Raw genomic sequence first — 21,926 nt, 5'->3', positions numbered from 1 at the left:
GGGGGCCAACCCTACCAGCGGGAGGTCAACGCCCCGATGGCGCAAAGCCCCGCGAACGCCGCCGAGGCGGTGCGCAGCACCTCGGGACCGAGCTTCACCGGGCGGGCGCCGAGAATCTCCAGTTCGTCCTCGCCGATGCCGCCTTCGGGCCCGACGATCAGCCACACGTCATCGCCGAATTCGACGTCGCGGATCGAGTCGGTGGCGTCCTCGTGCAGAACCAGAGCGTGGCACTCACGCAGCAGCGCGGACAGCTGGTTCGTCCTCACCGGGTCGCGCACCTCCGGCACCCACGCCCGCCGCGCCTGCTTCGCACTGGCCAAAGCCTGCGCGCGCCACTTCTCCACCTGCTTGGCCTGCTTGTTCGCCGGCCACCGCGCGATGGTGCGGTGCGAAATCCACGGCACAATCGCGTCGGCCCCGGCCTGCACCGCCAAGTCCACCGCGAGCTCCGCGCGCTCGCCTTTCGGCACCGCCTGCACCACCGTCACGCGCGGCGTGGGTTGCGGCACAAACTCCTGCTTCTCGACGACTCCGTCAACCCGACCAGCCTCCACCGACGTGACGCGGGTGACGGCGGTGGTCCCTTGGCCGTCGATAAGCATGATGCGCTCGCCGGGTGCAATGCGCTTGACGTGGGCGTGCTTGGCCTCCGCGCCGGTGAGCGCCCCGGCGGCGGGGTCGTCGGTGAGGAAGTACGGCAGGCTCATCGGCGGAAGCGGTCGCGCATGCGGGAGAAGAAGCCCTCGCCGTGCTCGTCGGACTCGACGTGGATTTCCGGGTTGTCCGGGTGGCCGTCGCGCAGGTCGGTCAAGGCGGCGCGCTCGTCGTTGGTCAGGGCGGTGGGCACGGTGACCTGGACGTGGGCGATCATGTCGCCGGCGCCCTCGGCGCGCAGCCGCGGCATGCCCTCGCCGGGCAGGTGGATCGTGTCGCCGGGCTGGGTGCCGCCGGGCACCTCAATGGTGGTGCGCTCACCCGCCAGGTTGTCCACGGCCAGCTCGGTGCCGAGCGCTGCGTCGTACATCGGCACGGTCAGGCGCACGTGCAGATCGTTGTTCTCGCGCACGAACACCGGGTGCGGTTTGACCTGCACCTCCACGTAGAGGTCGCCGGCGGGGCCGCCGCCGTGGCCGACCTCGCCCTGGTCCGCCATGCGGATGCGCATGCCGGAGTTGATGCCGGCGGGGATGTTCACGGTCAGATCGCGGGTGGCGCGCACGCGGCCGTCGCTGGCGCACTGGGTGCACGGGTCCTTGATCACCTCGCCGTAGCCGTGGCAGGTGGGGCACTCGCGGGTGGTCATGACGTTGCCCAAGAACGACTGCTGCATCTCCTGGACCTGGCCGGCGCCGCCGCAGGTGCCGCAGGGCACCGGCTTCGCCTCGGTCTTCGACCCGGTGCCGTGGCATTTGTCGCACAGCACGGCGGTATCCACGGTGACGTCCTTCTTCGTGCCGGCGAACGCCTCCTCCAGGGTGATGGCAGTGCGCAGCAGCGCGTCGTTGCCCGGCTGCACGCGCGAGCGGGGCTGGCGGGCACCGCCGCCGCCGAAGAACGCCTCGAAGATGTCGCCGAGTCCCCCGCCGCCGAAGCCGCCGGCGCCACCCATGCCGCCGCCGGCCTCCATCGGGTCGCCGCCGCGGTCCACGATCGCGCGCTTCTGCGGATCCAGCAGCACCTCCTGCGCCGCCGCGATCTCCGCGAACTTCTCGGCGGCCTCCTCGGACGGGTTCACGTCCGGGTGGTACTTGCGCGCCAGCTTGCGGTACGCCTTCTTAATCTCCTGCTCGGTGGCTTCCCGGTCCACGCCGAGGATGCCGTAGTAATCGCGAGCCATAACTTCCCTTCTATTCGCCCCGCAGAATGCGGCTGATGTAGCGGGCCACGGTGGCAACCTTCTGCATGGTACCGGGGTAGTCCATGTGGGTCGGACCCACTACCCCGAGGCCGCCGAGTGCCTCGTCGCCCGAGCCGTACGCTGTTGTAACAATCGAGGCGCGCGAAAATTCCTCGTCCTCGTTCTCGCGCCCGATGCGCACGCTCACCCGCTCGAGCTCCTGCGCGCCGGCGAGCAGTTTTAGTACCACCACCTGCTGCTCGAGCGCGTCGATGACGCCCTGCAAGCCTCCCGACGGCACGACCAGGTTCGACGAGCCCGCAATGATCAGCCGGTCCGGCGCTGCGTCCACAAGCGTGGTGATCAGCACTTCTGCCGCGCGTGAGGTGGGATCGGCGAGGTGGGGCGGAGCTTTCGTCGATAGGCGAGAAAGCGCCTCCGAGGCGTCGCGCATGGTTTGGCCCACCAGGGCCTCGTTCAAAAGGTCGCGCAAAAGCCGCACCCCGTCCGGCCCGATCGGTGCGGCAAGCTCGACGTTGCGCTGGTCCACGCGCCCGGCGTCCGTGATCAGCACGAGCAAAAGCCGCGTCGGGGTCAGCTCCACCACCTCGCAGTGCTTCACGCGAGAAACGGCCAGCGTTGGCAGCTGCACCACCGCCGCTTGGTTGGTCAGCTGCGCGAGCAGCTGCACGGAGCGGCGCAGCACGTCCTCCATGTCCACGCCGTTTTCCAAAAAGTCCAAAATGGCGTGGCGCTCGGCGGCGCTCAACGGCTTGACGTCGTGCAGCGCGTCCACGAACGCGCGGTAGCCCGCCTCGGTGGGGATGCGGCCGGACGAGGCGTGGGTCTGCGAGATGTAGCCCTGCTGCTCCAGCACCGCCATGTCGTTGCGGATCGTCGCCGAGGACACCCCCATTTTGTGCCGCTCCACCAGGGATTTCGACCCCACCGGCTCCTGGCTTGCAATGTAGTCCGCCACGATCGCGCGCAGCACCGCTTGGCGCCGCTGGTCCGCAGTACCCATTACGCCTCCTTACTCGGCTGCCAGGATATCGGTGATGATGCCGTCTGCAAGCAGCCGGCCGCTGTCTGTCAGCCGCAGCCTGTCGCTTTGCTCGAGCAGCCCCGCGCGCACATGCCTATCGACGACCTCCCGTGCCCCCGCCCCGATCCAAACTGCCGGGATGCCTTCCTTCAGCCGCAGGCCGAGCATGACTGCCTCGGTGTGGGCCTCTGTTTCCGTGATGGGTTCGGTGTCTTGGATGGGCAGCGCGCCGTCGGCAAGCAACTGTGCATACTTTTCGGGGCGCTTGACGTTGAAGAAACGCTCGGAAGCGATGAAGCTGTGCGCGCCCGGGCCTGCGCCCCACCACTGCTGGTTGCGCCAGTAGATGAGGTTGTGGCGGCACTCGCCTCCCGGTTTGGCCCAGTTGGAGACCTCGTACCAGTGGTAGCCGTGGGCGGCGAGGGCGTCGGCGATGATCTCGTAGCGGTCGGCGTAGACGTCCTCCTTTGGTGCGGGCAGCTCGCCGCGGCGGATCTTGCGGGCCATGGCGGTGCCGTCCTCGACGATGAGCGAATACGCGCTGACGTGGTCGACGTCCGTTTCCAGGATGGCGTCGAGGGTGCGGCGGACGTCGTCGTCGGTTTCGGTGGGCGTGCCGTAGATCATGTCCAGGTTCACATGCGCGAAGCCGGTGGCGAGGGCCTCGCGGGCGGCGGCGACGGCGCGGCCCGGGGTGTGCTGGCGGTCCAGCACCTTCAGCACCGGCGTGGAGGCGGACTGCATGCCGAGTGAGACGCGCGTGAAGCCGGCGTCCAGCAGGCCCGCGAAGTAGTCGGGGCTGGTGGATTCCGGGTTGGACTCGGTGGTCACCTCCGCGCCGGGGTTCAGGCCGAAGGTGTTGCGGACGGCGGTGAGGATGCGGGTCAGGCCGTCTGCGCCGAGCAGCGACGGGGTGCCGCCGCCGATGAACACCGTGTCGGCTTCGGGCAGGCCGCGGGCGGCGGCGAGCTCCAGTTCTTTCTCGAGCGCGTCCAAGTACTGGGCGTGGGAGGAATCCACCTCGGTGGGTGTGTAGGTGTTGAAGTCGCAGTACCCGCAGCGCGTGGCGCAAAACGGGACGTGGACGTAAACGCCGAAAGAATCCATGGCCCTCAGGCTAGGCACCGCGGCGGGAACGCTTCGCGGCGACCTTGGCCACGATCCTGTCGATGCGGGCGCGCTCCTCCAAAAACTCCGGCGGGTTGGACCCGCGCATGGTGCGCACGAACGCCGGGTGGTCCACGCAGACGGTTTCCACCCAGCCCATCACGGCCTCCTCGACGATCTCGCCGACGCGCGCGTACATCTGCGGCAGCGACACCACGCCGAGCTCGCGGGCGACCATGTCGGTCTGCTCCAGGCAGTAGGACACGATCTCGCCCAGGTGCTGCACCACCAGGTCGGTGCGGCCGGTCAGCGCGTCCTGCATGGTCTGCACCGAGAACGGTGCTTGGAGGGGGAAGAGGTCGTTCAGGCCGGAGGCGTCGAGAAGCTCGGGCTCCGGAATGCGCTCCTCCGGTTTCGCGCCAGCGGACAGGTGGCCGGCGGCGCGGCCGGAGGTCAGCGCCTGGCGCAGGCCGATCAGCTCAGCGACGACGCGGCGGGCGTCCTGGCGGGCGTCGTCGACGATCTCGACGAACTCGGCGAGACAGTCCTCAGTGAGCTCCCCGTCGTAGTCCGCGATCGCCTCGGCGAGGTGCTCGGTGTACTCCGCCACCTCGTCGCCGATGTTGTAAATCTCCTGCGTGAGCTCGCGGTGACGCAGCACGGCGGCAGTCTTGTGCATCGCGAGCCCTCCTTGGAAACGCCTGTGGGAAGTGACAAATTGGCATGCTATGCCACAGCCACGCGCGTTAAAGGAAGGCGCGCCGGACTTAGCGCTGATACAGCTTGTCGATGTCCTCCTGGAACCGCTGGAACACCACGTTGCGCTTGACCTTCATCGTCGGGGTCATCTCGTCGTGCTGCTCGGACAGGTCGCGGTCCAGGATGCGGAACTTCTTGATCGCCTCGGCGCGCGAGACGGTGGCGTTGGCCAGGTTCACCGCGTCCTGGACCTCCGCGCGCAGCGCCGGGTCCTGGGCGAGCTCGGCAACTTTCTTGTTCGCCGGGATGTTGTGGTTGGCCTTCCAGCGCTTGAGCTCCTCCTCGTCCAGGGTGACCAGCACGCCGACGAAGGGTTTGCCGTCGCCGACCACCAGCGCGTTGGAGATCAGCGGGTCCTGGCGGATGATCTCCTCCATCGGGCCCGGGGAGATGTTCTTGCCGCCGGCGGTGACGATCAGGTCCTTCTTGCGGCCGGTGATGGAGACGTAGCCGTCGTCGTCCACCTCGCCGAGATCGCCGGTGTTGAACCAGCCGTCCGTGAGCGCCTCCTCGGTGGCGGACGGGTTGCCCCAGTACTTCTCAAACACGCCGGGGCCCTTGAACTCGATCTCGCCGTCGTCGTTGATGCGCACCGAGTAGCCGTTGACCGGCCGGCCCACGGTGCCGATCTTGTTGGCGTGGGCGTTGTTCACACACGCCGCCGCGCAGGTCTCGGTCAGGCCGTAGCCCTCGTAGATGGGCACGCCCATGCCGCGGAAGAAGTGCGACAAATCCGCGCTCATTGCGGACCCACCGGTGATGCCGTACCAGACGGAGTCGCCCATGGCCTCCTTGATCTTGCCGTAGACGACCTTGTCGTAGACCGCCCGCTTCGCCTTCTGCACCCGCGACGGGCCTTCGTCGGTCTCCAGCGCCTTCGAGTACTCGATGGCGGCCTTCTCTGCCTCCAAGAACATGCGCTTGCCAATCGCGGAGCCGTCGGCGGCCTTGTTGTAGGCGCCCTCGCGCACCTTCTCAAACACGCGAGGCACGCCCACGACCAGGTTCGGGCGCACGCGCTGCAGCTCCACTGTCAGCGTCGAGGTGTCGGACCAGTGCGACTGCGTCGCGCCCGAGATCGTCCACGCCAGCGACACCGCGCGCGCCAGCACGTGTGCCAGCGGCAAAAACGTCACCATGCGCTGGCCGGGGAAAGACACCGAACCGATCTCGTTTTCCAGCAGCGCCCAGCACTGGTACGCCCAGTTGCCGTGGGAAATCTCCACGCCCTTCGGCCGGCCGGTGGTGCCGGAGGTGTACACGATGGAGCCCAGCGTTTCGTGGCGGGTGACGGCCACGCGTTCGTCGATAAGCGATTGCTCGACGTCGCGCCCCTCAAACTTCAACGTCTCCACGCCTGCGGCATTGAACTCGTAGATGCGCTCGAGCTTTGATGGGGAGTCCGCGAACTTCGGCTTGCCCGTCTCGTCCAGCAGAAATGGGCTCATCAGCTGGGTGTGGTCGCGCGTTTCGGTGAACGCGGTTTTCGCGCCGGAGTCCTCCAGGATCCACTGGATCTGGTGCATCGAACTCGACGGGTAAATCGGCACCGAGGCGGCGCCGGCGGCCCAGATGGCGAAGTCCACCAGCGACCACTCGTAGCGCGTCGACGACAAAATGGCCACGCGGTCCCCCGGCTCAACGCCCGCGGCGACGAGCCCCTTGGCGACCTCGTAGACCTCCTCCAAGAATTCCGCCGCCGTGACCGAGACCCACTCGTAGTTGCGCGGCCGGTAGTACAGCACCAGGTGGGGGCTCTGCTCGCAGGTGCGAATCAGCCGGCTGAGGCACGTGTCCGTGTCTGTGAGCGTGAATCCAAGTTCCGTGGTGTGCGCGTTTGAAGGCATGGTGCCCAACACTACCCCAGCGTGCTTGCCCCAGCTTTGGCACAATGCGTGGCGTGACCAACGTTGCCCTGCTTCACGCCCTCGCCGAGTCCTATGGCTTCGGCACGTCCTACCGCGCCTCGAACGGGCTGGTCACCGAGCCGCCCGCCGAGTCGTTTATCAAGCTGCTGCGGGCCTTGGGGCTTTCGCTTAACGACGATCCGTCGGACGAAGAGCTCCAATTCCACCTCGATGCCCGCCGCGAATTTTGGGCGACCAGGCCCATGCCGCCGTGTGTGGTGGCCACCGAGGGCGCGGAGAAACACTTCAACGTGCACGTGCACGACGGGCACTACGCGCACTGCTGGATCCGGCTGGAGGACGGCTCGTCGCGCGACGCGTACCAGGACGAGAACTGGGCCCCGCCGTTCACCGCGGCCGATGGTGTGGTGTGGGGCGAGGCCACGTTCCACGTGCCGGGCGACCTCCCGGCCGGCTACCACGAGCTGCACTTGGAATCCGACAACTTGGATGAGGTCTGCCCGCTGATCGTAGTGCCGGCGTCCTTGTCCACCAACGCCGAGGTGGTGCAAGAACCGGTGTGGGGCGTGATGGCGCAGCTGTACTCGGTGCGCTCGCTGGAGTCCTGGGGCATCGGCGACTTCCACGACCTCGGCGCGATCGCCGAAGCGGTGGCCGCGGAAGGCGCGGACTACCTTTTGATCAACCCGGTACACGCCGCCGAACCCGTCCCGCCGATCGAGGACTCGCCGTACCTTCCCACCTCCCGCCGGTTTGTCAACCCGATCTACATCGCGGTGGAGCAGGTGCCGGAGTATGGGCTGTTGGACGAGGGGGACCGGGAGGACGTCGAGAAGCTTGCTGCGGAGTTGAAGGCGATGAACCACACCGCAGACCCCTTGGAGCGCGACCGGATTTTCGCCGCGAAGCTGGCGGCGCTGCGCACGCTGTTTTACCTTTCGGCGGCGGACGAGGCGCGCACGCGGGACTTCGAGCTGTTCTGCGAGGTTGAGGGCGAGGGGCTGCGCCAGTTCGCCGAGTGGTGCGCGGCGCAGGCAAGCGAGTCGGAACACCACGGCGCGCCGAAGCACGCGGGCGAGGACCCGCAGGAGCTGGTGCGGTTCTACATGTGGCTGCAGTTCATCGCCGACGAGCAACGCCGCGTGGCGCAGGAGCGGGCGGTGGCGGCCGGGATGCGGCTGGGCATCATGACGGACCTGGCGGTGGGCATCCACCCCGGCGGCGCCGACGCGGCGACGTTGCACGAGGTGCTGGTGCCCGATGCCTCGGTGGGCGCGCCGCCGGACCAGTACTCGCAGCAGGGCCAGGACTGGTCGCAGCCGCCGTGGAACCCGCAGCAGCTGGCGGAGGCCGGCTACGGGCCGTGGCGCGATTTGCTGCGCACGGTGCTGCGCCACTCGGGTGGAATCAGGGTGGACCACGTTTTGGGCCTGTTCCGCCTGTTCTGGCTGCCGCGCATGGACTCTCCGGCACACGGCGCGTACATGAACTACGACTTCGAGGCCATGGTCGGCGTGTTAGTGCTGGAGGCGCAGCGCGCGGGCGCCGTGGTGGTGGGCGAAGACCTGGGCACATTCGAGCCGTGGGTCCAGGACGTGCTTCGCGACAAGGGCATCCTCGGCACCTCCGTGCTGTGGTTCGAGTCCGTGCCGCCGGAAGCGCCGCGCCCGTCGCAGCAGTACCGCAACCTCGCGCTGACCGCGGTGGGCACCCACGACCTGCCGCCCACCGCCGGGTATTTGGAGGGCGCGCACAACGCGCTGCGCCACAAGCTCGGGTTGGTCAAGGAGTCGCTGGATGAGCTCAACGCCACCGACGCCGTGTGGATCTCGCAGGTGCTCGCCGCCGCGCAAGCGGAGGGGGCGTTCGACAACTCCCCGCTCGCTGACGTAGACTTCCTCGACCGGGACCTGGGCGAGTACGACAACGTGGACGCCCTCGTCGAGGGGCTGACGCGGTTTATCGCCTCCACCCCGTCCGCGATGACGTGCACGAACCTGGTGGACATGGTGGGCGACACCCGCATTCAAAACCAGCCGGGCACCAACCGCGAGATGTACTCCAACTGGTGCATTCCGCTTTGCGACGCCTCCGGTACCCCCGTCCTCATCGAAGACCTCCCCGACGTCGCGCTGTTCACGCGCATCGCCAAAGCCAGCGCGCGGAGCGAGCGCTAGAGGGCACCAACAACCGCAGCGACGACGACGAGCGCGATGAGTACCCACATCACCTGGGTCACCCGCGACTGCGGGTACTTGCGCTGCGGCTTGGGCAGCTTCTGGTCCTGCTTGCGCAGCTCTTCCGGGTTGGCCATGGTGTGTAAGCCTAGCGCCGCGGGCTAGCGGCGGGAAATCAGGCACGCGGCAACCCGGGCGACACCGTCGACGATGCGCAGCAGCGCGTAGCCGGCCGCGGCGCACACGGGCGCGGCGGCGGCGAGGATCGCGGGGACTTGCAGCCAGGGGCTCAGGCCCATCACCCAGCCGAGCAGCGCGCTGCTCATCAGATCAGGCCCATCGCGTAGCCGACCGCTGGCACGAGCGCCGCCACAGCGGCCACGACGCCGAGGGTGATCAGCAGCGCTTTGGCGATGTTGTTGTCGCGGGGCTCCTCCGCGGCGTCCTCGCTGCTTTGCTCCTGAGCCTCAGGCGTGACGACGGGCGCCTCGCTCGGCACACTCGACGGCGTCGCCGCGCCGACCGGGATGGCCGGCTGCAACGTCGCGGCTGGGACCACCACGGTTTTCTTCGTCGGCCCAGAGATGTGGATGGTGTTGCCGGACACCGACGTCACGGCCGGCGCCGGCTCGCGGGGAGTCTGCGGCGACGCCCCTGGCGCCTCAGAGGCAGGCGCGGGCTCGCGCGTGACCTCCGCAACGGGGTTCACCACGGTGCTGCGCACCGGAGTAGGCACCGCCGGTGTGGACGTTTTCTTGCTCGGCGAGGCCGGCTTTGCCGACGCGCCGTAGTGGGAGCGGAGGAACGTGTCGATGGCGGAGTCGTCGTAAAGCGCGCCGCTTTGAAGCGAACTGGCGCGCTCGAAGCCCACGACCTCCTCGCCGCGCTCGTCCACAAGCGCGTTCGCCCCGGACATCACGCCGACGAGCCCGCGGCCCGGCGCGTAGACCGGCCCGCCGGAGTCGCCGTAGTCCGGCATGCCGGGGGCGTCGAAGTAGATGGTTTTCTCGATCATGCCCACGAACGGCCCACAGGTGGCGCGGTTTGTGCCGCCGTGCGAGGCGTAGCCGTGGTAGCACAGCGTCTCGCCGGGCTCGATGTCTTCGATGGGCACGTACTCGCCGCCGAAGGGGTTGGCCTCCACCTCGACGCCGTTGAACCAGTAGATCACCGCCCAGTCGTTGGCGTTGGAGGCGCCGTAGTAGGCGGCGGCCGGGTAGATCATGCCGGCAGGGGTGGTCATTTCGCGGCCCTTGCTGTCGGCGAGGTAGACCAGCGAGCCGGTTTGCCACCCGTAGTTGCCGTTGTCGGCGCAGTGTCCGGCGGTGTAGCTGCGGCGCTGCTTCGAGTCGTTGTAGCCGATGGTGCAGGCGGTGAGGTTGTCGTTGCCGAGGTTGTCCACGAACATGCGGGCACCTTGCTTGACGACGAGCCGCTCCGCCGCCGGCGCCTCCACCCCACCGACGAGACCAGAAGCTGCCAGCGCAGCAGTCGCGGCCGACGCGGCAATACGTGCGCCCACGCGGGGGCGTTGCACAGTTGCGTCCGCCATACAGCTGTCCTTGTCTTGTCTTTTAAAGGTTTCCCCCGGAACTGTACAGCACGAACCTGTGCAACTACAGGTCGGAGCCAGCGAGCCCGCGGCGCTGAAGCAGCGGGCGGGTGTCCTTGTCGCGGCCGCGGAAGGCGCGGTAGGCCTCGGCGTAGTCGCGCGAGGAGCCCTTGGACAGGATCGCCTCGCGGAACTTCGCGCCGGTCTGCCGGTTGATTCCCTCCTCGGCGACGAGTTCGTAGCCGTCGGCGTCGAGCGCTTCGGCCCACAGGTAGGAGTAGTAGCCCGCGGAGTAGCCGCCGGCGAAGATGTGGTTGAACCAGGTGGAGCGGTAGCGCGGCTCCAGCCCTTCGACGTTCAGGCCGTACTCGCGTAGGACGTTGTCTTCGAAGGCGTTGATGTCCGACGGGACGTCGTCCGCAAGCGAGTGCCACGCAAGGTCGATCGCGCTGGCCGCGAGGTATTCGGCGGTGGTGAAGCCCTGGCCGAATTGGCGCGAGGCCTCCATCGCCTGCAGAAGCGGCGCCGGGATGACCTCGCCGGTGTCCACGTGGCGGGCGTAGTTGCGGGCGATTTCGGGGGCAAACGCGTAGTTCTCGTTGATCTGGGAGGGGAACTCCACCCAGTCGCGCGGGACGTTGGTGCCGGAGTGCGAGGGGTAGCGCACATCCGAGAGCAGGCCGTGCAGGGCGTGGCCGAACTCGTGGAACAGGGTGGTCACCTCGTCGATGGTGAGCAGGTTGGAGCTGATCGACATGACGTTGACCACCACCGGCTTCGTGCCGGCGAGGTGGGACTGGTCCACAAACGAGCTCATCCACGCGCCGCCGCGTTTCGACGGGCGGGCGTTGTAGTCCGTCAGCAGCAGCCCGATGCCGGTGCCGTCTTCCTCCTTGACCTCCCACACGTCCACGTCGTTGCGGTAGCCGGCGAGGTCGGAGCGCTTTTGCACCGTGATGCCGTAGAGCAGGTTCGCGGCGTAAAAAACGCCGTCGGTGAGCACCTGCTCGAGCGGGAAGTATTTGCGCAGCTCCGCTTCGTCGATGCCGAGTTCCTCCTCGCGGCGCTTGGCCTGCCAGTACGGCCAGTCCGCCCCGCCGAGCTCCTCGCCGGCCAGTTCCCCGGCGAGTTTGCGCTCGGCCTCGGCGTTCGCGGCGGCCGCCGGCGCCAGGTCCGCGATGAGCTGGCGCGCTGCCGCGGCGGTGCCGGCGGTCTCCTCAGCGATGACGTAGTCGGCGTGTGTGTCAAAGCCGAGCAGCTTCGCGCGCTCCTGGCGCAGTGTCACCGACTCCAGCACGATGTCCGGGTTGGTGTCGCGGCCGCGGGCGCGGGAGGCGTCGAAAAGCTTGTGGCGCGCGGAAGATTCCTCGAGCTCCGACTGCAGCGCCTGGGTGGTGGGCAGCTCAATCGGCACGACGTAGTGGCCGCCGTCTTCGTAGGCGGCGAGCTGGTCGTCGGAAAGCCCGGCGAGCTCCTCGCGCGAAAACTCCACCGCGAGCTTCTTCGTGTCAGCGAGCAGGTTGCGGCCGAAGCGCTCCGACAACTCAGACAAACGCTGGTTGATCTCCTGCAGGCGCGACTTCCCGGCGGCGTCCAGGTCCGCGCCGCGGCGGGTGAAGCGGCGCAGCAGCTCGCTGTGAAGCCTCTGCGACTCCGCATCGCCCGGCACCTCGACGCCCTTGATGCGCTGGTAGAGGGCGTCGTTCTGGTAGATCGAGTCCACGTGCGCCGACAGCTTCGGCACGATGCGGTCGGCCAGCGCGTCGAACTCCTCGGTGGCGTCGGTGCCCTGCAGGTTGAAAAACCACGACATCACCCGGTCCAGGTCCTGGCCCGCCAGCTCGAAGGCTTCGACGGTGTTGGACCACGTCGGCGCCTCGGCGGTGGTGATCTCGGCGATCTCCGCGGCGTGGCGCTTCAGCGCCTCTTCGAACGCGGGCTCCACGTGCTCCAGCCGGATCGCGGCGAAGTCCGGCAGGTTGTACGGCAGGGTCGAGGGGGTCAGAAGCGGGTTTGTCATGGCGGTCAGTGTATGCGGATACGATCTGCCGCATGGGCGAAACGGAGATCACATGCGCGGCCGGCACCATCGTGGGCGAGGTGCGCGGGGGCGCGAGGCTTTTCGACGCCATTCCGTTCCTGGAAATTGCGCACCCCTTCGACGACCCGGTGGCGCTCAAGCAGGGATTGCTTCTCGACGCCACCACGCCCCACCCCAACGCCCTCTCCGTGAGTGCCCCGCTTAGCGCCCGCCCGGGGACGGACTGTCCGGTGGTGGTGTGGCTGTCAGCGCCGGCCGAGCTCGGCGACGGATTCGTCCACGTGCACGTGCCCCACCGCGACGGCTTCGAAGGGTTCCTCCCCTTTGCCGCCGACGCCATCGGGCACTTCCGCGGCGTCGCGGACGTCAAACTCGCGTTGCGCTGGATCCAGCGCAACATCGAAGCGTTCGGCGGTGATCCCACCAACGTCACCGTCGTCGGCGCCGGGGAGGAGGCGGCTGTGGCGCTGTGGCTGTGCCGGCGCGATCACTACGCCGGCGAGTTCCGTCGCGTGTGGGCCACGGACCCGGTCTTCCCGCGCGCGCCGTACGAGAAGCGCAAGTGGATCGTGCGCTACTTGCTGTCCGCGCCACTGACGCGCGCCAAGCTCAACGAGTTGGCGGAAAATCGGCCTGGCAGGGTGGGGCGGAGCTACCGTCGATACGCAAAGTTCTTTGGGCCCATGGGCCCGCAGCCTTACGACGCCTCCGAGCTCGCCGAGCTCGCGGTGGTGCGCACAGAGGACGCGCTGGACCTCGGCGCGATCGCGGAATTTGCCCGCTAGTTGTTCAGGTTGCCCTTGAAGGTGACGTTGCCGATGGTGAACTCCGCGTCCCACAGGTTGCCGGTGGACACGTCGAAGGGGAACTTCGCGTTCACCGTCGCACCCGGGCCCAGCGGGCGGTCCAGGCCCACGATGTCCACGCCGGCCTCCTCCGCGATGGGCATGAACTTCGCGTCCTTCATGTCCGGGTTGGAGGTGGAGTTGACGTTGTAGCGCAGCTTCGGCTCGAGCGCGTCCTCCGGCAGCGGCGCGTCCGACTCGTTGGTGATCGCCACCACCACGACCGAGCCGCCGTTCGGCGCGTAGGAGGAGCCCTGCCACTTGTACGACAGCTCCATCGCCGGGTCCTTCACCCGTTCGCCGTTGATTTCGTCGCTGACCAGCGGGTCCGCCTCGTTGACCTCGAAGGGCTTGCGCTGCACACCGATGCGGTCGTCGGCCTGGCCCTGCGGGGCGTCCTCAGCGGCGGTGACCTGGGTGGAGCTGATGGTGTCCTCCCCCATCTCGGCGTCCGCGCAGGCAGAAAGCGCAAAGGCGGCTGCCAGGGCTGCGGCGGCCAGTGCGGCCTTGGGGCGGCGGGTGCGGTGGGACATGTGCGCCTCTTCTTGTGTCGCGGTGGTTTTGACGGTTCTGCCCCACTTTACAGCCCTAGTAGGGTGTCGAAATTATGCAGTCTTTGATGCGCGTGATCCGCAGTGCCTCCGCCCTCTGGCCGTTTTATATCGCCGTGGTTGCGGTCTCCACGCTGGTGGCGGCTCTTGGGTTGGTCACGCCGTTTCTGCTGCGGGAGGCGACGGACACCATCGTCGCAAAGCTTGGCGACGCCTCCCTGCCCGACCCCACCCGCACCGTCATCTGGCTCGCGCTTGCCCTGTTCGCCGCCGAAGCGTTGGCCTCGGTGCTGCGCAACGTCTCCGGGTACTTAGGCGACGTGATGGTCGCGCGGATCCGCCAGATTTTGTCCACACGGTACTTCGCCAAGCTGCTGGCGCTACCGCAGCGCTACTACGACAACCAGGTCACCGGCACGATCATCGCCCGGCTGGACCGCTCGATCGCCAACGTCACGCAGTTCATCCAATCCTTCACCAACAACTTCCTGCCCATGCTGATGCAGGTGGTGGCGATTTTGGGCATCACCGCCTTTTACTACTGGCCGCTGACAGTGCTGCTGGCGCTGCTGTTCCCGCTCTACACCTGGCTCACCGCGCTGACGTCGAAGCGCTGGCAGGTCTTTGAGAAGGAGAAAAACGCCAACATCGATGAAGGCAACGGCCGCTTCGCCGAGGTCGTGGGACAAGTGAAGGTAACCAAGTCCTACGGCGCCGAGGTGCGCGAGCTGGAGAAGTTCGGCCGCCACTACACCAACACTGTGGACATCACCCGCCCCCAGTCGCGCTGGTGGCACTCCATGGACACCCTGCGCGGCGTGGCCATGAACCTGATCTTCTTGGGCATCTACCTGATCCTGTTCACCCGCACCCTGCACGGGCACTTCACGGTCGGCGAGATGGTCATGCTCATCCAGATGGTCACCATGGCACGCCAGCCGGTGACGATGATGAGCTGGATCGTGGATTCCGCCCAGCGCGCCATCGCCGGCTCGCGCGACTACTTCAAGGTGATGGACGAGCCGGTCGAGCCGACCGCGAACCGGCAGCTGGTCGAGGCGACGAAGGCGTCGGGCATGCCGGAGGTCGTCGTCAAGCAGCAGGCTCCTTTGCAGGTGCGCGAGCCGGTGATCGCGTTCGAGGACGTCACCTTCGAGTATTTGGAGGGCGAGCCTGTGCTTCACAGCGTCAACTTCGCCGCCCACGAAGGCGAAACCATCGCGCTTGTCGGCGAATCCGGCGGCGGCAAGTCCACGATCGTGAACCTGCTTTTGGGCCTGTACCCCATCACCCGCGGCCGGCTGCGCGTGTGCGGCGAGGAGATCTCGGAGCTGGACGTGGAAAAGCTGCGCGCCACCACCGGTGTGGTGTTCCAGGAGGCGGCGCTGTTCTCCGGGTCGGTGTTTGAAAACATCGCCTACGGCAAGACCGACGCCACGCTGGAGGAAGTCGTGGAGGTGGCGAAGCGGGCGAACGCGCACGAGTTCATCATGAAGTTCACCGACGGCTACGACACCGTCATCGGTGAGCGCGGCCTGCGCCTTTCCGGCGGGCAGCGCCAGCGCGTGGCCGTGGCGCGCGCTATGCTCAAGGACGCGCCGATCCTGATCCTCGACGAGGCCACCTCCGCCCTGGACACCAAGGCCGAGCGCGCCGTGCAGGCCGGCCTGGACCAGCTGATGGAGGGACGCACCACCATCATGATCGCGCACCGGTTGTCCACCATCGCGGGTGTGGACACAATCATCACACTTCGCGACGGCCACGTCGACGAGATCGGCTCACCTGCCGAGCTTGCCGTTTCCGGCGGCATCTACTCCGAGCTGTTGCGCCTGACCGCGTCGTCGTCGGCCGCGGACCGGGAGCGGCTCAAGGCGTTCGGGTTCCACGTCGACGGCGCCGACGACGAGGACGAGAGCGACGCGGACGGCGCGGGCGGCGCGCTCACCCCCTAATATGCCCATTTGTGCGAAAAGTAATCCTCTCTGTGCCGATGATGGCGGTGGCGCTCGTACTGTGCCTGCTGAGTTTGCTGATCGGCTGGTACCAGCACAGCTACGTGCCCTTCTACAGCACGGACCGGCGCGAGGTGGAGGACTTTTTGGTCTACTACCGTGGCGCGAAGGCGTTCTGGGCGAGCCCGAACGTCTACGAGTCCCTGATCAACACGGGTACGGCGGGCGATTTGCCGTACTCGTACCCGCCGTCGTCGCTGCTGTTTTTCTCGCCGCTGACGCTGTTCGGGGAGACGGTGGGCCTGGTGGTGTTTTCGCTGGTGTCGCTGGCAGCCCTGTGGTGGGTGATCACGCTTACGCTGCGCAAGTGCCGCATTGAAGACGCCGGCAAGTGGGCGCTGGTGGGCCTGCCGCTGGCGTTTTGGGTCGACCCGGTCCACAACACGTTCCACCACGGCCAGGTCAACATTGTGCTCATGGCCCTGGTGCTCACGGATCTGTGGTGGGATTCGCCGAAGCGCAAGTACCTGCCCACGGGAGTGCTCACCGGTATCGCGGCCGCGGTGAAGATGACGCCGGCGCTGTTCGGGCTGTACTTCATCTTCACGCGCAACTGGAAGGCGCTGGCCGCGGCGTTTCTCACCGGCGTGATGTCGCTGGGTGTTGCGGGTGCGCTAAAACCGGAGGCGCTGGCGTACTACTTCACCACCCAGATCGGGCAGATGTCCGGCGTGCTGGGGCTGAACCGCTCGCACAACCAGTCCGCACGCGGCCTGGTGGCCCGCTACGTGCCGGAAGCGGCGCAGACCTACTTCACCGCGATCATGTTCGCCGGCATCATCGCGCTCGCGCTGCTGGCCTTGCGACGCCTGCTAGCCGCCCGCGCCAACGAGGCAGCGGTGATGTGCGTCGCGCTGCTGTCGCTGCTCGTCGCTCCGATCACCTGGCAGCACCATTACGTGTGGGTGGTGCCGTTGTGCATCATCATGGTCGTCGGCGGCATCCGCAACGCCAACCCGTGGCCGCCGTTTCTGGTGGCGGTGTATTTGACCATTTCGACGATCTTCATCCCGCACAAGCAGATCATGAACCCGATGTCCACCACGCCGGACGCATACACCGTGCGCGACTTGGCACAGTCAAGCCTGGTGGTGTGGGCGATTCTGGTGGTGTTTGTGATGTGGGTGCAGGCGCGGGGATTCGTGCTCGTCGATAGGCAAAAGCCCCTGCGGTTCACCCAGTTCGTGGCCTTCCCGCCGCTGGTGGCCTACGCGGTGCTGTGCACGTTTGCCACCGCGTGGTGGCGCAAGATGGAATCGCCGATGCTGTCGGCGTACGAAGGCATCTTTCACCCGCTGGAGCACCTGCAGATGCTGCGCGGGGCGGGCGACGGCTTCTTCGCCGAGCCAGACATTTACTCGGTGGCGTTCAGCTACCCCGACGGGCGGCAGGACTACTTCCTGCACCCGCCGGTGACCATGCTGTTTGGCAGGTTGCTCGGCGCGGGCGAGATGGGCACGTGGGAGGCGCTGCACACCATCGCGGGCACGCTGGCGGTGTGGTGGATCATCTACCTGCTGTTCAGGCGGTTCCGGTGGCCGTCGCCGGTCGCGTGCGCGACGGTGCTGCTGCCGGCGGTGCTGTGGCTGGACCCGGTGCGGTTCAACTTCTACTACGGTGAGCTGGCCATTTTCGCCGTGGCATTCGTGGTCACGGACCTGTGGTGGACCCGCCCCGAGCAGGCCCGACGCTGGGCACCCAAGGGCCTGCTCACCGGCATCGCCGCGGCGTTCACCCTGCGGCCTGCGGTGTTCGCGCTGTATTTCCTGTTCCGCAAGGACTACCGGGCGCTCGGCTGGATGGGCGGCGCGTTCGCCTCCCTCACCGCGCTGGGTGCGGTGGCGCGCCCGGGCATGACCGCCGCGTACTTCACGGACTACCTGCTGAACATCGGCGAGCGCTACGACCTCTCCCAGGCGCAGAACCTCACGCTGTTCGGCGCCGCACAGCGGTTTACCGGCGCAGACGGCGCGAGCGCACTGTGGGTGCTCGCGGTGCTCGTCGTCGGCGGCGCGCTGATCTACGCCGCCCGCGTTTTTATTCAGCGCGACGAGGCCCCGATGGGCGCGGTCAGCCTTGCGCTCGCGGCACTGACAGTGTCCTCCTGGGCGCCGCCGTTCGCGTGGGCGTGGATGCTGCCGGGCGTGTTCATCATCGGCGAGTTCGCCTGGCGCCGCCGCGACGTTGCCGCGCTGCTGACCATGCTCACCTACCTGGGCCTTTCCACCGTGTTCGTGCCGCACTCGCAGTTCAAGAACATGGACACCATCGCCGGGCGCGACCGGGTGCTCGGTGACTGGGTCATGTCGTCCGTGGTGTGGTGGACGCTGCTCGCCGCCGCGGTGTTCGCCGCGTGGGCGCTGACCCAACGCAGAGAAGATGATGGCTACCGTAGGCCCCATGCAATTCCCCGACCTAAGCACCCTGCAAGCCCGCGGCACGAGGAAGTGGACGCAGTTCAACCTTGACGTGCTGCCGCTGTTTATCGCGGAGAGCGATTTTCCCACCGCGCCCGCTGTGAAGCAGGCGATCGTGGACGCCGCCGAGCGCGAGATGTTCGGCTACACCCCCGCCCCGCACGCGCACCGCCTCGGCGAGGCCGTCTCCGACTTCTACGCGGAGCGCTACGGCTGGCGCCCGGACGCGGAGCGGATCTTCCCGGTCGCGGACGTGGTGCGCGGCGTGATGCTGGCCATCCAGTACTTCACCGAGGGCGATGTGGTGGTCCCGGTCCCCGCCTACTTCCCCTTCCTGGATGTGGCGGAGGTCGCGGGACGCAAGCGTATCGACGTCAGCTCCGCTGGGGGCCTCGATCTGGCGGAAGTGGAAACCGCGTTCCAAAACGGCGCGGGCAGCATCATCGTGACCAACCCGTTCAACCCGGGCGGCTACGTGTTCACCGAAGCGCAGCTCGACGAGATCTGCGCGCTGGCGCGCAAGTACAACGCCCGGGTGATCGTGGACGAGATCCACGCCCCGCTGGTCTACGACGGCACCCACGTCTGCGCTGCGGCGAACAACCCGGACGTGTGCATCACGGTCACCGCGACGTCCAAGGCGTGGAACGTCGCGGGCCTGAAGTGCGCGCAGATGATCTTCTCCAACGACGAGGACGTGCAGACTTGGAACGCGATGTCGGGCGTGGCCAAGGACGGCGTTGGCACCCTCGGCATCGTTGCGGCGGAGGCCTGCTACGACCACGGCCGCGAGTTCTTGGACGATGAGATCGCCCAGCTCAAGGCCAACCGAGACTGGCTGGTGGAAAACCTGCCGAAGGCGGTGCCGGGCATCGAGATTGAGGTGCCGGCCGCGACCTACCTGATGTTTTTAAACTTCAAGAACACCAAGCTTGTCGACGAAAAACCCGCCGCGTGGCTGCGCCGCCACGCGAAGGTGGCCATGAACGAGGGCGTGGACTTCGGACCCGGAGGCGAGCACCGCGCGCGGCTGAATTTTGCCACGTCGCCGGAGATCCTGGAGGAAGCGGTGCGGCGGATTGGCGGAGCCGTCGCAAAGCTTTAGCGTTTCACTTTATGGAACCTTATTCCCATCTGGCGGTCGGGTGGTTTAAACTCTAGGGAACCTCAACCCAACTAGAGAGGAACGACCATGGGTTCCACAGTGGCATCACAGCCCGAAGGCGGCTCGAAGCGCTCCACCAGCGCGATCGTCGTCACCGGGCTGGCGCTGTTTTCGATGTTCTTCGGCGCGGGCAACCTCATCTTCCCGCCCATGCTGGCCGTGGAGGCGGGCGACAACTTCTGGCCGGCGCTGTTCGGCTTCCTCACCACCGCATCGCTTTTGCCGGTGCTGGCCGTGATCGCCATTGCGCTGTCCGGCTCGAACCTCCGCGACCTGGCGCAGCGCGCCGGCTCCATCTTCGGTGTGGTCTTCCCGGTGCTGGCGTACTTGTCCATCGGCGCGTTCTACGCCCTGCCGCGCACCGGCGCCGTCTCCTTCGAAACGGCGATCACCCCGCTGTTCGGCCTCGAATCCTTTGCCTCGTCCGCCGTGTTCAACGTGGTGTTCTTCGGCATCGCGCTGGCGCTGTCCTGGAACCCCACCACCATCATGGAGAAGCTGGGCAAGTTCCTCACCCCGGCGCTTCTGGTGCTGCTGGTCGTGATGATTTCCGTGGCCGCGTTCCGCTGGAGCGCCGAACCGGCCGCGCCGAACGAGCCCTACAACGACGGCCCGCTGACCGCCGGCCTGCTCGAGGGCTACCTCACCATGGACTCCATCGCCGCGCTGGCGTTTTCCATCGTGGTCATCTCCACCCTGCGCCACCGCGGCTTCAACGAGGGCAAGGAGCTGGTCGGCGGCACCATCGCCGCGGGTGTCGGCGCCGGCATCATGCTGGGCCTGGTCTACATCGGCTTGGGCCTGATCGGCCGTGTCATGCCGAACGCCGGCGACTTCGACAACGGCGCCGGCCTTTTGGCCGAGGCCGCGAACCTGACCATGGGCGGTGCCGGCCAGGCGGTGTTCTCCGCCATCGTGCTGCTGGCCTGCCTGACCACCGCGGTGGGCCTGATCACCGCGACCGGCGAGTACTTCTCCGAGCAGTTCCCCGGCTCCTACCACGTCTGGGCCGTCATCTTCGCCGTGACCTCCATGATCATCGCCACCCAGGGCCTCGAGTTCGTCATGACGATCGCCGCCCCGGTCATCGGCTTCCTCTACCCGCCGGCGATCACCCTGATCGCCCTGACCCTGATCGAGCCGGCCTTCCGCGCCCGCACCCGCTTCAGCTGGGCGTTCTTCCTGCCGCTGTGGACGGCCGTGGTGTGGTCCGCGATCGAGACGTTGATCTCGCTGGAGTGGGGCGCGGATGCCTTGACCCCGATTGTGCAGTGGGCGCCGATGTTCGACGCCGGGCTCGGCTGGGTCGTGCCGGTGGTCATCGCCTTCGTCATCGGCCTGGTCGTGGACTTTGTCCGCCCCAAGCCCGCCATGATCCCGGGCACGATGGAATCCGTCGAGGGCGAAGACCTCTCGGCGGAGGGCGACGCTGTCCCCGTCCTGCAAACCAGGGACTAGTACGGTGGGGCGCATGAACGCCCCACTTTCGCTCATCGATTTCTGCACCCGCTACCCCGGCGAATCCGTCGGCGAGGCGACGCAGCGCTCCGTGGCCTTCGCCCAACAGGCGGAGGCCTTAGGTTATTCGCGCATCTGGTACGCGGAGCACCACAACATGTCCAGCATCGTCTCCTCGTCGCCGGCGGTGCTGATCAGCCACATCGGTGCGAAGACCAGCCGCATCCGCCTCGGCGCCGGCGGCGTGATGCTGCCGAACCACTCCCCGTACGTCATCGCCGAGCAGTTCGGCATGCTGGAGGAGCTCTACCCCGGCCGCATCGACCTGGGCCTGGGCCGCGCGCCCGGCACCGACCAGCAGACCCTGGGCCGGGCGCTGCGCCGCGACCCGCGCGCCGCCGAGAACTTCCCGCAGGACGTCCAGGAGCTGCAGGCGTGGCTGTCCAACACCTCGCCGCTGCCGGGCGTGACCGCCATGCCGGGCTTCAACACCAACGTGCCGCTGATCATCCTGGGCTCGTCCATGTTCGGCGCGTCTTTGGCCGCGCAGCTGGGCCTGCCGTACGCGTTCGCCTCCCACTTCGCCCCGCAGCACCTGGAGCAGGCCACCGCCTACTACCGCGACAACTACCAGCCGTCCGAGCGCCACCCGGAGCCGTACTGTATCGCCGCGGTCAACGTCACCGCCGCCGACACCGAGGAGGACGCGAAGCGCCAGACGAAGGTGGTGCACCGCAACCGCGTGCGCGCGTTTATGGGGCGCCAGGGCAAGCAGCTTTCCGACGACCAGCTGGACACCGTGGTCAACTCGTACCAGGGCCGCCAGATCATCGACATGCTGCGCTACACCGCCGAGGGCACCGGCGAGCAGGTCGCCGAGTACTTGGAGGCGTTCCGCAAGACTGCCCAGGCCGACGAGCTGATGATCTCGCTGCAGGCCGGCAGCCACGACGAGGTGAGCCGGTCCATGGAAATCCTCGCCGAAGCCTGGGGTTAATCGGGACAGGCCTCCAACTAATAGGAGTTATTCGTCGGCTGGTTTAGTATCGGGTGTCGTTACATACCCGGTTGTCGAAAAAGGACGTG

Annotated in this window: 18 protein-coding genes; 7 read left to right on the top strand and 11 right to left on the bottom strand. The window is 67.3% G+C overall.

Annotation, left to right across the window (positions count from 1 at the left end):
• Positions 1-11: 11 nt before the first annotated feature.
• The 6 genes from MHY23_RS02445 to MHY23_RS02420 all read right to left on the bottom strand — a co-directional run bounded on the left by MHY23_RS02445 (position 12) and on the right by MHY23_RS02420 (position 6,598).
• Positions 12-710: a 16S rRNA (uracil(1498)-N(3))-methyltransferase gene (locus MHY23_RS02445; protein WP_239306272.1), complete on the bottom strand. Its 699-nt coding sequence runs from the start codon at positions 708-710 to the stop codon at positions 12-14.
• The gene (gene dnaJ, locus MHY23_RS02440) at positions 707-1,840 is read right to left on the bottom strand and encodes a molecular chaperone DnaJ (protein WP_239306271.1); all 1,134 of its coding nucleotides are present in this window, start codon (positions 1,838-1,840) and stop codon (positions 707-709) included. Before dnaJ ends, MHY23_RS02445 begins: the two co-directional genes overlap by 4 nt.
• A 10-nt stretch (positions 1,841-1,850) precedes the next feature.
• Positions 1,851-2,864: a heat-inducible transcriptional repressor HrcA gene (gene hrcA, locus MHY23_RS02435; protein WP_239306270.1), complete on the bottom strand. Its 1,014-nt coding sequence runs from the start codon at positions 2,862-2,864 to the stop codon at positions 1,851-1,853.
• A 9-nt stretch (positions 2,865-2,873) separates the two neighbouring features.
• Positions 2,874-3,992, bottom strand: a complete 1,119-nt coding sequence (gene hemW / locus MHY23_RS02430; RefSeq protein WP_239306269.1) for a radical SAM family heme chaperone HemW — start codon at positions 3,990-3,992, stop codon at positions 2,874-2,876.
• A 10-nt stretch (positions 3,993-4,002) separates the two neighbouring features.
• Positions 4,003-4,671: a hypothetical protein gene (locus MHY23_RS02425; protein ID WP_239306268.1), complete on the bottom strand. Its 669-nt coding sequence runs from the start codon at positions 4,669-4,671 to the stop codon at positions 4,003-4,005.
• Positions 4,672-4,759: 88 nt separating this feature from the next.
• Positions 4,760-6,598: a long-chain fatty acid--CoA ligase gene (locus MHY23_RS02420; protein ID WP_239306267.1), complete on the bottom strand. Its 1,839-nt coding sequence runs from the start codon at positions 6,596-6,598 to the stop codon at positions 4,760-4,762.
• A 53-nt stretch (positions 6,599-6,651) separates the two neighbouring features.
• Between MHY23_RS02420 and malQ the strand changes: the two genes are divergently transcribed.
• The gene (malQ, locus tag MHY23_RS02415) at positions 6,652-8,796 is read left to right on the top strand and encodes a 4-alpha-glucanotransferase (RefSeq protein ID WP_239306266.1); all 2,145 of its coding nucleotides are present in this window, start codon (positions 6,652-6,654) and stop codon (positions 8,794-8,796) included.
• Here the strand turns inward: malQ and MHY23_RS02410 are convergent.
• From MHY23_RS02410 to MHY23_RS02395, 4 genes are all read right to left on the bottom strand, one after another.
• The gene (locus MHY23_RS02410) at positions 8,793-8,933 is read right to left on the bottom strand and encodes a hypothetical protein (RefSeq protein ID WP_168684988.1); all 141 of its coding nucleotides are present in this window, start codon (positions 8,931-8,933) and stop codon (positions 8,793-8,795) included. The two genes, malQ and MHY23_RS02410, sit on opposite strands and share 4 nt — an antisense overlap.
• A 24-nt stretch (positions 8,934-8,957) precedes the next feature.
• Entirely contained in the window at positions 8,958-9,122 is a 165-nt protein-coding gene (locus tag MHY23_RS02405) for a hypothetical protein (protein WP_239306265.1), read from the bottom strand.
• Positions 9,122-10,348 carry a hypothetical protein gene (locus tag MHY23_RS02400; RefSeq protein ID WP_239306264.1) on the bottom strand — a complete coding sequence of 409 codons (1,227 nt, stop codon included), beginning with the start codon at positions 10,346-10,348 and terminating at the stop codon, positions 9,122-9,124. Before MHY23_RS02400 ends, MHY23_RS02405 begins: the two co-directional genes overlap by 1 nt.
• A gap of 64 nt (positions 10,349-10,412) precedes the next feature.
• Complete coding sequence (locus tag MHY23_RS02395; protein ID WP_239306263.1) at positions 10,413-12,368, bottom strand: M3 family metallopeptidase; 1,956 nt, start codon at positions 12,366-12,368, stop codon at positions 10,413-10,415.
• A 32-nt stretch (positions 12,369-12,400) separates the two neighbouring features.
• On the opposite strand from MHY23_RS02395, the gene MHY23_RS02390 reads away from it, so the two are divergent.
• Positions 12,401-13,174, top strand: coding sequence for a carboxylesterase family protein (locus tag MHY23_RS02390; RefSeq protein ID WP_239306262.1), 774 nt, complete (start codon positions 12,401-12,403; stop codon positions 13,172-13,174).
• On the opposite strand, the gene MHY23_RS02385 is transcribed toward MHY23_RS02390, so the two are convergent.
• Positions 13,171-13,767, bottom strand: coding sequence for a hypothetical protein (locus tag MHY23_RS02385; protein WP_239306261.1), 597 nt, complete (start codon positions 13,765-13,767; stop codon positions 13,171-13,173). The two genes, MHY23_RS02390 and MHY23_RS02385, sit on opposite strands and share 4 nt — an antisense overlap.
• A gap of 74 nt (positions 13,768-13,841) precedes the next feature.
• Here MHY23_RS02385 and MHY23_RS02380 point away from each other — a divergent pair, with 74 nt between their 5' ends.
• The 5 genes from MHY23_RS02380 to MHY23_RS02360 all read left to right on the top strand — a co-directional run bounded on the left by MHY23_RS02380 (position 13,842) and on the right by MHY23_RS02360 (position 21,837).
• Positions 13,842-15,740 (top strand): ABC transporter ATP-binding protein, encoded by a 1,899-nt coding sequence (locus MHY23_RS02380; RefSeq protein ID WP_239306260.1) that lies wholly within the window; start codon positions 13,842-13,844, stop codon positions 15,738-15,740.
• Between the two features lie 11 nt (positions 15,741-15,751).
• Entirely contained in the window at positions 15,752-18,268 is a 2,517-nt protein-coding gene (locus tag MHY23_RS02375) for a glycosyltransferase 87 family protein (protein WP_239306259.1), read from the top strand.
• On the top strand, positions 18,201-19,322 hold the full coding sequence (locus MHY23_RS02370; protein ID WP_239306258.1) for a MalY/PatB family protein: 1,122 nt from the start codon (positions 18,201-18,203) through the stop codon (positions 19,320-19,322). Before MHY23_RS02375 ends, MHY23_RS02370 begins: the two co-directional genes overlap by 68 nt.
• Positions 19,323-19,409: 87 nt before the next feature.
• Positions 19,410-20,840 carry a branched-chain amino acid transport system II carrier protein gene (gene brnQ / locus MHY23_RS02365; RefSeq protein WP_239306257.1) on the top strand — a complete coding sequence of 477 codons (1,431 nt, stop codon included), beginning with the start codon at positions 19,410-19,412 and terminating at the stop codon, positions 20,838-20,840.
• Positions 20,841-20,853: 13 nt separating this feature from the next.
• Complete coding sequence (locus MHY23_RS02360) at positions 20,854-21,837, top strand: LLM class flavin-dependent oxidoreductase (RefSeq protein ID WP_239306256.1); 984 nt, start codon at positions 20,854-20,856, stop codon at positions 21,835-21,837.
• The last annotated feature ends 89 nt before the right edge of the window (positions 21,838-21,926 follow it).

Source organism: Corynebacterium sp. ACRQP (genome assembly GCF_022345915.1).
GTDB classification, from domain to species: Bacteria; Actinomycetota; Actinomycetes; order Mycobacteriales; family Mycobacteriaceae; genus Corynebacterium; species Corynebacterium lehmanniae.
This window is presented reverse-complemented; position numbering and strand designations above follow the sequence as displayed.